This is a genomic window from uncultured Sphingorhabdus sp. (assembly GCF_937872355.1).
Classification (GTDB): Bacteria; Pseudomonadota; Alphaproteobacteria; order Sphingomonadales; family Sphingomonadaceae; genus Sphingorhabdus_B.
Window position 1 is genome coordinate 1 of sequence record NZ_CALMSV010000098.1, and the last position, 11252, is coordinate 11252.

Below are 11252 nucleotides of genomic sequence, written 5' to 3' on the forward strand. Positions count from 1 at the left end.
CGGCCACCGCCTCCAGACGACTGACCCCCGCCTAGCACGCTGCCGATCAGGCCACCGAGTCCGCCGCCCTGCTCACCACCGGCCTGTTTCGCCATATATCCGGCGACCAGCATCGCGAGGATCGGCAGCATATTCTTCAGCAACGAAGAATCGATACCGGTCTGCTCCGCAGCATGACCCGCGACCGAGCGGCTGACATCCTTCGACCCGAAAATCTGGCCGAGAACATCATTGCCCTTTTCTACCGGGGTCGGCTCCGGCGACAACACGCTGTCGAGCAATCCGCCACCGCCAAGCTGGCCCAACAGGCCGCCGAGACCTTCCAAACCGCTGGGCTGTGCCTGCGCGGTCTTTTTGAAACCGCCCAGAATCGCCGGCAACAAAGCCTCAGCTCCAGCCTGTGCGATCTGCTCATTGACGCCCAATTGCTGCGCGACCGTGCCGATCGCGCCCGACTGTTTGAGAACTTCCATCATGTCCATTTGAACAATCCTCCAAAAGGTGAATGGAGTTCAGTTTCGCAGCTTCAACAATTCTACGATAGAGCAAAACATCGGTTGACCTTGATTTTACAATTGCGCGGCGCTTTCTTCTCCCAAACCTCACAGAAGCAGCTTATTCTGACTTCAATCTATCCCCCAAGTGGAAGGAAGAAGCATGAGTATTTTCGGTAAAATCAAAGATGCCATTTTCGGCAAAAAGGCCGTAGCCGCAACACCTGCGCCTGAAGCGCCCGTTGTTGCTGCGCCAGTCGAAGCCGCGCCTGTCGCAATCAGCGAAGTAGATGTGATCGCGCATCTTGAGGAAATCGACGCCAATGATGGCCGCAACCTCAACTGGCGCAGCTCGATCGTCGACCTGATGAAGATGCTTGGCATGGAAAGCTCGCTGCAGGAGCGCAAGGATCTGGCGATGGAACTGGGCTATACCGGCGAACTCGAAGGTAGCGCAGAAATGAACATCTGGCTGCACAAAGCCGTGTTGCGCGAACTCGCAGCCAATGGCGGTAAAGTGCCTGCCGACATGCTCGACTGAGCATAAGGTCACAATCAATTGAAAAGGGCGCCTTCTGCGGCGCCCTTTTCATATGTGCGGGGTGTCGAGCAAATCGGGCGGCACCAGCTCTCGTCGCGCCCGTACCGAAAACAGCATGTCCTTGCTGTAAAAGCGCAACGGCCAGTCGCGTTTACCCCTTTTGCTCCGCAACAGCAGATTGACCGAAGCCAGCAGGTCAAGATCGGCCTGCTCGGCGTTGTGCGCTTTGACCGTCGATATGTAGAATTGCGTCAGCGTTTCATGATAGCCTTGGGTATCGTCATTCACCCCGCCCACGCTTTCATTATAGCTGCGGATGATATCAGGTAGTTGCTGCTCGAGCCTGATATCGATGCGTTCGCGCAGCAACCACAGGCAGGCGGCAAGGTGCGCCTCATGTGTCCATTCCGCGCGCGGTAAATTGCACGCGAGCAGTCCCTCACCTACCCGGCGAACGGCTGCGTCATCATCAAATGTGCGAACTTCGAAATCGGCCATTTCCGGACTTTCGTTGTGCGCCCGGAAAGACCGAACGGCTTAAGCGGCCTTTGGCGCCGCCTCCCTTACGCCAGCATCGACATGTTGTTCAAACTGTTCAAAATTGTCGATGAAAGCCTGCACCAGCTTTTGCGCCGTGGCGTCATAAGCCGCCTTGTCTGACCATGCTTCGCGCGGATCAAGGATTTTGCTGTCGACACCAGACACCGCGATGGGGAATTCGAAACCGAAATTCGGATCCTTGCGGAACTCGGCATTGTTCAGGCTGCCATCAAGCGCCGCATTAAGCAGAGCACGCGTAGCCTTGATCGGCATGCGCTTGATGCCCGGATCAGTGGCCTTGCCACCCGTCCATCCGGTGTTGACCAACCAGCAGGTAACACCGCCCTTGGCGATGCGCTCTTTCAGCAAATTGCCATAGACGCTGGGATGACGCGGCATGAAGGGAGCGCCAAAGCAGGTCGAGAAGGTTGCGGTTGGCTCGGTCACGCCGATTTCGGTACCCGCAACACGCGCGGTGTAGCCAGACAGGAAGTGGTACATCGCCTGATCGGGCGTCAGACGCGCGATCGGGGGCAGCACGCCATAGGCATCTGCCGTCAGCATGATGATATTCTTGGGAACCGGGCCCAAATTGTCTTTCGATGCATTGGGAATGAAATCGATCGGATAAGAACCCCGGCTGTTTTCTGCCAGGCTGTTATCGTTGAAATCGAGCTCGCGGGTTTCGGTGTTCATGACGACATTCTCAAGCACGGTGCCAAAGCGCTTCGTCGTCGCAAAAATTTCAGGCTCTGCTTCGGGCGAGAGGTTGATCATCTTTGCATAGCAGCCGCCTTCAAAATTGAAGACTGCGGTGTCTGACCAGCCATGTTCGTCGTCACCGATCAGCGTTCGGCTGGCATCGGCCGAAAGTGTGGTCTTGCCGGTACCCGAAAGACCGAAAAAGACAGCGGTATCACCGTTGGGGCCAATATTGGCCGAGCAGTGCATCGGCATGACGCCTTGCTCGGGCAGCAAATAGTTGAGGATGCCGAATACCGACTTCTTCATTTCACCTGCATAGGCCGTACCACCAATCAGGATCAGTTTCTCGGTGAAGTTGACCGCAATCACGGTCTCGCTGCGGCAACCATGGCGGGCCGGGTCAGCGCGGAAGCTGGGCAAGTCAATGATCGTATATTCCGGTACCAGATCGGCCAGTTCATCCGCCTCGGGACGCACGAGAAGTGTGCGTATGAACAGATTGTGCCAAGCCAGTTCGTTTATCACGCGCACATTGACGCGATATTCAGGCTGCGAACCGCCAAACAGGTCCGCAACATACAACTGTTCCTTAGCAGCCAGTGCTGCGATAAAATCTTCCTTCAACGCAGCGAAATTCGCCGGGTCCATGGCGACATTGGTCTTGCCCCAATGGATACTGTTTTCGGTTGTTGCATCGCGGACAATGAATTTGTCCGATGCAGAACGGCCTGTGTGCTTGCCCGTTTGCACGACCAAAGGACCGTCTTTGGCCAATTGCCCCTCGCTATTGGCCAGTGCCGATTCGACCAGTTGCGCCGTTCCGAGATTCCAGAAAATCTTGGCAGGAGTTACAATGCCTTGTTTTTCAAGCGAGAAGTTCGGCGATACGGACACGATGGCTTCCTTTATGCGATAGCTGTGCATAGGTATGCACGGGGAATGCAGCGGCCCCTAACCTACCACTGACTTTTCGTCAAACCATGGGCAGCGCAAATTTACCCAAAGAAATTTGTCACACCCTGCAACATTGGCTTTGCCGCTTGGCATTGAAGGTTCAGGATTGCCTTCTTATAAGCGCCACGATGTCTGCCACTATCGCCCTTGTCGACGACGACCGCAACATATTGACCTCGGTGTCGATCGCCATGCAGGCGGAAGGCTATGTCACGCGCCTCTACCCCGATGGCGAGGCGGCGCTCAAGGCCTTGATCGAAAACCCTGCCGACCTGGGTATATTCGACATTAAAATGCCGCGCATGGACGGGCTGGAACTGCTCCGTCGCCTCCGCGAAAGATCGGATATGCCGGTCATTTTTCTCACGTCGAAAGACGAAGAACTTGATGAGGCGCTCGGTTTGGCAATGGGCGCGGACGATTATATCACCAAGCCATTCTCACAGCGTTTGTTGGTCGCGAGAGTAAAAGCGATACTGCGTCGGACTGCTGTCCGCAGCCGTCCCGTTGAAGAGGAAAACCGAGACGAACCCGAGCCCTTGGTGCGCGGCGACCTGGAAATGGATCCTGCGCGCCATCACGTTAAGTGGAAAGGCAAGCCGGTTACCCTGACCGTCACCGAATTCATGATATTAGAGGCACTGGCCACCAGACCGGGTGTAGTGCGAACACGCAGCCAGTTAATGGATATCGCCTATCAAGACGATATCTATGTGGATGATCGTACAATCGATAGCCACATAAAGCGGCTCCGTCGCAAGTTCCGGGAAATTGACCCCGAATTTTCCGCCATTGATACTCTCTATGGCGCTGGATACCGTTTTGCAGACGCCTGATACTGATCGATTCCAGCTGCGCTGGAGCCGCAAATTGTCGCTCACATCGCGCATTTTGGCGGTAAACCTTTTTGCACTCGCTTTGATGGCCAGCGGGCTTTTCTTCCTCGACAGCTATCGGACCCGGCTGGTTGCAGAACGGCAAGCGGCGGCAGAATCGCAAGTCAAATTGTTGGCAACAAGTCTGGCCGCAATGTCTGACGAAGAAGATGCCGCAACGCTCGCCAATTTCGCCAGGACCGAAAAACTGCGCGTGCGGCTTTATGGGGCAGATGGCGCCAAAACTTATGATAGCAATTCTGCGACTGGGCCGACCTTTCAGCTTATCGATCCGGCAAAAGAGCCGTGGCGCAAGACGGCTGCCCGTTGGATGGATCGGGGATTCGATTTTATCGTCGTAGCACCCGATCTTGAACAGTATCGCGAGCCCTACAACGACGTCGGTTCCGCTTGGCCTGAATTGGCTGGGATTAAAGTCAATCAGAGCACATCACTTGTTCGCTTCGCGCCTGATCTGACTCATGTCGTGACTGCGGCTACGCTGTTGCCAGACGGTCAAACACGGTTACTGACAACCGGCAACCCGCGTGATGTCCGTGCGCTTGTGCGGGCCGAAAGGTTCAGCATCGGCATATTCATGTTGGCCGTGCTGGTTATTTCAATCTTGCTCTCGCTGTTCCTAGCCCGAACCATCGTAAGGCCCCTGCAATATCTCGCCCGTGCCGCTGTCCGCGTAAGGCTGGGCCGATCACCCGATGTAACCATACCCCGCATGCCCTCAAGACGGGACGAAATCGGCATGCTTGCCCGGGCTTTGTCGGATATGAGCAGCGCATTGCGTCAGCGAATCGATGCGACGGAGGCCTTTGCGGCCGATGTGGCTCATGAAATCAAAAACCCGCTCGCTTCCTTGCGTTCTGCGCTCGATGGCATCGACAATGTCGAAAAACCAGAGCTTCGCGCACAATTGATGGCGGTCGCGCATGCTGATGTACAACGGATGGACCGGTTGATCAGCGACATTTCCGATGCCAGCCGGATCGACGCACAACTTGCCAAGGCCAATTTCGAGCCGATCGACATGGGTGATATGATCGAGCAATTGCTGGAAACACGCGAAAGCCGTGGTGCCGACGGCACCGTCCGCATAGCATTTGCTCGCCCGCGCAAGGGCATAACCGTGGTATTGGGTGAGGACATCCGGATCGAACGAGTGCTTACAAATCTACTTGATAATGCTGTCTCTTTCTCGCCGCCCGACGGTGTAGTCGAAATTTCGGCAACGAGAAGCGACGACGAAGTTATTATTCGCATAAGCGACCAGGGCCCCGGTATACCGCCACATGAACGCGAAACCGTGTTTCGCCGTTTCCATAGCGCTCGTCCTGAAAGCGAAGGCTTTGGCAAACATAGCGGCCTCGGCCTTGCCATTGCGAGAACGATTATCGAAGGCCATCATGGCAGCATCAGCGTCGATGATCGTGACGATGGCCTGCAGGGTGCTTGTTTCCGTATCAGTCTCCCCGTGCAGCAGCCGGCCGAACCGGCGCAATGAGGAACTCAGAAACCTTGATCCACGCGACTGCGGTCGCGATCAATGGTCAGGCTATTCTGCTGATGGGTGCTTCGGGAAGTGGAAAATCGGATCTGGCAATTCGCCTGATCGATCGCGGCGCGGTTTTGGTTTCAGACGACTATTGCGACATTGTGGAAGGCGCTGATGGCCCTGAAGTTCACGCCAAGTCAGGCATTTCGGGAAAGATCGAAGTGCGCGGCGTGGGAATTTGCGAATGCGATCATATACCAAGTGCGCCACTTGCCATGGCACTGACACTCGACAGCATCCCCGAACGCCTTCCATCCGACAACGACCGGATCGAATTGGCGGGCTGGTCTGTTCCCGCCTTTGCCCTGTCACCTTTCGAGACATCGGCACCGCTCAAAGTCGAAATGCTCCTTCACCGCTTGGTTGACGCGCGGCGGCGTCCGATGCGATTGGAAACATCAGGTTACAATCGAGGTACAGCATGAACAGAAGCGGCACGAACAAGATCATGCTGGTCACTGGCCTTTCGGGCGCCGGCAAGTCCACCGTTTTGAACACGCTGGAGGATCTGGGCTGGGAGGCGGTCGATAATTTTCCGATTCGTTTGGCCAAATCGCTACTCGACCTTCCACCCGCCGAAGCGCAGATTGAAGCTGGAATGCCGCTAGCCATTGGTTTCGACAGTCGCACGCGCGGGTTTGAACCCGCTAAACTTATCGCGGAAATCAAGCAGCTCCAGCAACGTACCGATATAGAAATCATGACGCTGTTTTTGGACTGCGCGGGTGCCGAAATCGAACGGCGTTATGCCGAAACGCGGCGGCGGCATCCATTGGCGCAGGATAGGCCGGCGATTGATGGAATTGCGCAAGAGCGGGCTTTGATGGAGCCACTGCGAGATTGGTCAGACCTCGTTATCGATACGACCCGCATGACCGCCAGCTATCTACAAGCCGAAATCCGTAATCGCTTCCGGTTGCCAGATGGCAAAATGACGGTGTCGCTGGTCAGCTTCGGGTTTTCCCGCGGTGTACCGCCCAATGCAGACCTGATTTTCGATCTAAGATTCTTAAAGAACCCGCATTGGGATTCCGAATTGCGTCCGATGACGGGGCTTGACCAAGCCGTGGGCGACTATGTCGCTTCCGACGCGGCCTTCCAAGGCGCTTTTGATCGTATCGCGGATTTGCTGCGTTACCTGCTGCCGCTATATGACGCACAGGGTAAAGCTTATGTCACCATCGCCTTTGGTTGCACGGGTGGGCGCCATCGATCGGTATTCGTCACCGAAAAATTCGCCCGCTTGCTGTGTGAAGACGGCTATTCGCCTAGCGTAAAACATCGCAATCTGCATTCAAGGCCGGTTGACGCGCTCGAATGGCAAGGTAATCAGGCGCGCCCCATGTATAATGACTGAATGACAATTGGGGTTTCAATCAGGGATATGGTAGCGGGATTCGCATGATCGGACTGGTTTTGGTGACCCACGGGACATTGGCGAGCGAATTTGTCGTCGCGATGGAGCATGTAGTTGGCCCGCAGAAACAGATAGCCACCATCTGCATCGGCCCGCGCGACGATATGGAATCGCGTCGCAGGGAGATATCGCAGGCTATCAATGAGGTCGACAGTGGCGATGGGGTCATCATCCTGTCCGACCTGTTTGGCGGCACACCTTCCAATCTAGCTATCTCCTTGCTCGAAGTCGGCAAGGTCGAGGTGATTGCAGGCGTCAACCTGCCCATGCTGATCCGCCTTGAAAGCGCGCGCAAGAATATGAGCGTTTCGGACGCGGTACTGGCAGCGCGCGATGCAGGGCGGAAATATATCAGCGTGGCCTCCGAATTGCTGGAGGCATCCAGGTGAGCCGGGTCAGCCGCACACTCATCATCGTCAACCAAAAAGGCCTTCATGCGCGTGCGAGCGCAAAATTTGTTACATTTGTCAGTCGTTTACCAGAAGGACTCAAGGTTCAAGTTGAAAAGGACGGGCAGTTAGTTGCCGGAACCTCGATCATGGGTCTGATGATGCTAGGTGCTGCAAAGGGCAGCGATATCACCTTGCATGTGGAGGGCGATGGATCGGAAATGGCGCTTGAGAAGCTTGCCGGTCTGGTAACCGACGGCTTCGGCGAAGATTAAGCTCTTATGCGCAGGGAAATTACCGGGTTTTCCAATCCGCTGATCAAGCGGGTGAGATCACTGCGCGAAAAGAAACATCGCAAACGCGAAGGGCTGTTTCTGGCGGAGGGGCTTCGTATCCTGACCGAAGCGCGCGAGGCAGGGTTCCTGCCCGAAATGCTGTTTCGCTGCACCGATCGCGATGCCCACAGCCTTGAAATCGCGTTGGAAGGCGAAGTGCTGGCGGCAGGCGGTGATGTTATCGAGACCAGTGCAGACATTCTTTCCAAATTGTCCGGCAAGGATAACCCTCAGACCGTCATCGGCGTGTATCGCGAAACGGCAACGCCGCTCGACTCGATCGATCGGAACAGCGCCGACATCTGGCTGGTCGCGCAAGCGATGCGCGATCCGGGCAATTTGGGAACGATGTTGCGCACGGGCGATGCCGTTGGCGCTGGCGGCCTGATCCTGCTCGACGACTGCACTGATCCCTTCTCCGTCGAAGCGGTACGCGCGAGCATGGGAGCGATTTTCACCCAAAAACTGGTGCAATGCCGTTGGGACGAATTTTTGCCATGGCTCCGTGGCGGTTCAGGGCAATTGGTGGGTACCAGCCTACAGACAGATACCGACTATCAGTCGGGCCAATACACCTCACCCTGCTTCATTTTGACCGGTAACGAAGCACGGGGCTTGCCTGAAAGCTATGAAGCTGAATGCGACTTGCTTGTCAAAATGCCGATGCTGGGTAAGGCTGACAGCCTCAACGCAGCGGTCGCGGCAGCCGTGATGGCCTATGAGGTGCTGAACCAATTCCGCCGCAGCTGAGAAAAATCACTTCTCGTTCGACGCTATCAGTCCCTGCTCCGCCTCACTTCCATATCGGGGCAATGCCTCGATTTCCGGGACATCTTCAAGTTCACGTTTGCCGGTTTCAATGTTGAGCTCAGCGAATTTGCGGCCTGTACTCATCACATTGCGTTCAAAACTGCCGACAAATTTGTTGTAGTTGTTGACGGCCGAGGACAGTCCGGAACCGACCGATTTCAAATGCCCTGCCGCAACGGCAATCCTGTCGTACATTTCTTTGCCCAGTGCACCAATCCGCTTGGCTTCGCGCGCCAACCCTTCCTGCCGCCATACACTTGCGACCGTGCGCGCAATCGCCACCAGATTGGTCGGCGTTGCCAGCAAAACTCGCTTTTCAAAGGCGTGGTCCCATAATGCCGGATCATGCTCAAGTGCAGCGGCGAGGAAATGCTCGCCGGGCACGAACATGATCACATAGTCGGGCGCATCGTCAAACTGGTCCCAATAAGCCTTACGCGAAAGCCCTTCGATATGGTTCTTCATCGAGGCTGTATGCCGCGTCATCGCGATCTGGCGGGCATCGTCATCATCGGCATTGAAACCATCCTGATAGTCGTTCAACGAAACCTTCGCGTCGATCACGAGGCTGCGCCCGCCCGGCACACGAATGATGGCATCGGGCCGCAACCGCCCGTCTTCGACGGTAACGCTCGCCTCGGTTACAAAATCGACATGTTCAGACAGGCCGCAGCTTTCCAGAACATTTTTGAGCTGCTGCTCGCCCCAGCGGCCGCGTGCCTTTGGAGCATTGCGGAGACTGTTGACCAAGCGCGCAGCCTCGCTCTGCACGCGCTCCTGCCCTGCCCGCATCTGATCAATCAGGCCGGTAAGCGCTCCATAGGCTTCGGTACGCTCCTTCTCGATCTTGCCGACCTGCTCCTCATAGGCCTTCAAGCGTTCGCCTACCGGCGCCAGCAACTGTTTGAGACGCTCTTCATTCTTTTCGCCCGCCTGATGGAAACGCTCGTCGGCGCGTTGCAAAAAGGCCTGTTGCGCTTCGCCGAGCAGCTTTTGCCCGATTTCGCCGAACTGGGAAGAGAGCAAATCCTTGGCTTCCGAGAGCACCTTCAACTGTTCGTCAAAACCCCGTTCGCGTTCCTCCAGCGAGGTTTCAAGCCTCGCCAGCCGGTCTTTGGCCGCATCGCGTTCAACAACCACCTCGTCGAGCATGGCGCGCAATTGCACAGTCGTTTCGGCGCCTGCGCGCGCAGCCTTGCCGCCCATGAGCCAGCCAAGGCCGAGCCCTGCCAGCAAGGCAACAACAATGATAATGGCAATTAACGGTTCCAACTCAAGCTCCAAACAAAGGAACGAATATGGAACATAGACCGAAGCATTCGCGCGTCAAGCGCTTTGCGCCACCGCCCGGCGGGTACGCTTCACCTTCGCATAGCTTAATACACTCAGCGGGATCAGTCCCGCATACACAACACTTGCAGCAATAAGCGCGACCCAGGGTGCTGAAATCAACGCCGCGGCAAATAACCCCACCCCTGCCAAAGCCAAAAAGCGGAAAGAACGACGGATGCGGATCGACGACCAGCTGAAGGTTGCTACATTTGAGATCATCAAGGCCGCGCAGAGCAGCATCCACGGACCAATCAAACGATAGTCACGGGCCCATTCTGCATTGGTTTCCAGCCAAATTGTCAGCGGAAGCAACGCAAGCCCGGCCCCTGCAGGAGACGGAACCCCGGTGTTGAACCCTGCCGATTTGTGCGGCTGATCATCGGCATCAATCCGTGCATTGAAACGCGCGAGGCGAAGTGCGGCGCACAACACAAAGAACAGGCAAATCGTCCAGCCAAAGCGCGGCATGTGTTGTAGGGCCCAGCTATAAATGATGAGCGATGGGGTCGCGCCGAATGCGATAACATCGGACAGTGAGTCCAGTTCCGCACCGAACCGGCTTTCGCCCTTCAGCATGCGGGCAATGCGGCCATCCATTGCATCCAATATGCCAGCGACAACAACCGACAGCAAGGCAGCATCCCAGATACCTTGCATGGCAAACCAGACGCCCGACAGGCCCGTGCACAACGCCATGGCTGTCACCGCATTCGGCGCCAACGCGCGCAGTGAAATTCCCGGGCGAGGATTGCTATCGGTCATGATGCTGATGTCGGACGCACGCTATCGCCTGTCAATGGGCGATTGCGCGCAGATCCTGATCAACGCCGATTTCAGCGAGGATGGTTTCACCGGCTATACAGCGCTGCCCCTTGATGATGCGCGGCGCGGTACCGTGCGGCAGATAAACGTCAACCCGGCTGCCAAAGCGGATCAGGCCAACACGCTGTCCAGCGGCAACGACGTCACCTTCCTTTACAAAGGCGACGATGCGACGGGCGACAAGACCTGCAATCTGAGTGAATCCGATGCGCACGCCGTCGGGCCGTTCGACCAGGAAATGCTGGCGTTCATTCTCTTCACTGGCCTTGTCTAGATCGGCATTGAGGAATTTGCCGGCAATATAGGCGACACGCTTGATCGTGCCCCTTATCGGCGTGCGATTAACGTGCACGTCAAACACGCTCATGAAAATCGAGACACGCGTCATCGGCTGGGCGCCCAGCCCCGCCGGACCGGCGAGTTCTGGCGGCGGCAACAACTTTTCAATCAGCGGCCCAAAACCAGCCGCCG

At 56.3% G+C, this 11252-nt stretch carries 14 protein-coding genes; 8 read left to right on the forward strand and 6 right to left on the reverse strand.

Annotated features, from left to right (window positions below):
• Positions 1-482 (reverse strand): DUF937 domain-containing protein (locus Q0239_RS05800; RefSeq protein ID WP_298599761.1); only part of this gene is annotated, 482 nt, incomplete at its 3' end.
• A 175-nt stretch (positions 483-657) separates the two neighbouring features.
• Between Q0239_RS05800 and Q0239_RS05805 the strand changes: the two genes are divergently transcribed.
• Positions 658-1035 carry a DUF3597 domain-containing protein gene (locus Q0239_RS05805; protein WP_115548235.1) on the forward strand — a complete coding sequence of 126 codons (378 nt, stop codon included), beginning with the start codon at positions 658-660 and terminating at the stop codon, positions 1033-1035.
• 48 nt (positions 1036-1083) lie between these two features.
• On the opposite strand, the gene Q0239_RS05810 is transcribed toward Q0239_RS05805, so the two are convergent.
• Together Q0239_RS05810 and Q0239_RS05815 are read right to left on the reverse strand one after the other, a co-directional pair.
• A complete protein-coding gene (locus tag Q0239_RS05810; protein ID WP_298599766.1) occupies positions 1084-1533 on the reverse strand; it encodes a hypothetical protein in 450 nt (149 codons plus the stop codon).
• Positions 1534-1572: 39 nt separating this feature from the next.
• On the reverse strand, positions 1573-3204 hold the full coding sequence (locus Q0239_RS05815; protein ID WP_298599769.1) for a phosphoenolpyruvate carboxykinase: 1632 nt from the start codon (positions 3202-3204) through the stop codon (positions 1573-1575).
• Between the two features lie 158 nt (positions 3205-3362).
• On the opposite strand from Q0239_RS05815, the gene Q0239_RS05820 reads away from it, so the two are divergent.
• From Q0239_RS05820 to Q0239_RS05850, 7 genes are read left to right on the forward strand one after another with little or no spacing between them, the layout of a single operon-like run.
• Entirely contained in the window at positions 3363-4070 is a 708-nt protein-coding gene (locus Q0239_RS05820) for a response regulator transcription factor (protein ID WP_298599772.1), read from the forward strand.
• The gene (locus tag Q0239_RS05825) at positions 4039-5625 is read left to right on the forward strand and encodes an ATP-binding protein (RefSeq protein WP_298599775.1); all 1587 of its coding nucleotides are present in this window, start codon (positions 4039-4041) and stop codon (positions 5623-5625) included. Before Q0239_RS05820 ends, Q0239_RS05825 begins: the two co-directional genes overlap by 32 nt.
• Complete coding sequence (locus Q0239_RS05830; RefSeq protein ID WP_298599778.1) at positions 5622-6101, forward strand: aldolase; 480 nt, start codon at positions 5622-5624, stop codon at positions 6099-6101. The genes Q0239_RS05825 and Q0239_RS05830 overlap by 4 nt, the downstream gene beginning before the upstream one ends.
• Positions 6098-7033 carry an RNase adapter RapZ gene (gene rapZ, locus Q0239_RS05835; RefSeq protein WP_298599781.1) on the forward strand — a complete coding sequence of 312 codons (936 nt, stop codon included), beginning with the start codon at positions 6098-6100 and terminating at the stop codon, positions 7031-7033. Before Q0239_RS05830 ends, rapZ begins: the two co-directional genes overlap by 4 nt.
• A 44-nt stretch (positions 7034-7077) precedes the next feature.
• On the forward strand, positions 7078-7482 hold the full coding sequence (locus tag Q0239_RS05840) for a PTS sugar transporter subunit IIA (protein WP_298599784.1): 405 nt from the start codon (positions 7078-7080) through the stop codon (positions 7480-7482).
• Positions 7479-7757 (forward strand): HPr family phosphocarrier protein, encoded by a 279-nt coding sequence (locus tag Q0239_RS05845; RefSeq protein ID WP_298599787.1) that lies wholly within the window; start codon positions 7479-7481, stop codon positions 7755-7757. The genes Q0239_RS05840 and Q0239_RS05845 overlap by 4 nt, the downstream gene beginning before the upstream one ends.
• Positions 7758-7763: 6 nt before the next feature.
• Entirely contained in the window at positions 7764-8567 is an 804-nt protein-coding gene (locus tag Q0239_RS05850; protein WP_298599790.1) for an RNA methyltransferase, read from the forward strand.
• A gap of 6 nt (positions 8568-8573) precedes the next feature.
• On the opposite strand, the gene Q0239_RS05855 is transcribed toward Q0239_RS05850, so the two are convergent.
• From Q0239_RS05855 to Q0239_RS05865, 3 genes are all read right to left on the reverse strand, one after another.
• Complete coding sequence (locus tag Q0239_RS05855) at positions 8574-9899, reverse strand: DNA recombination protein RmuC (RefSeq protein WP_298599794.1); 1326 nt, start codon at positions 9897-9899, stop codon at positions 8574-8576.
• Positions 9900-9953: 54 nt separating this feature from the next.
• A complete protein-coding gene (locus Q0239_RS05860) occupies positions 9954-10721 on the reverse strand; it encodes a phosphatidylcholine/phosphatidylserine synthase (protein WP_298599797.1) in 768 nt (255 codons plus the stop codon).
• Positions 10722-10752: 31 nt separating this feature from the next.
• The coding region (locus tag Q0239_RS05865; protein ID WP_298599800.1) for a phosphatidylserine decarboxylase at positions 10753-11252 on the reverse strand (500 nt) is incomplete at its 5' end.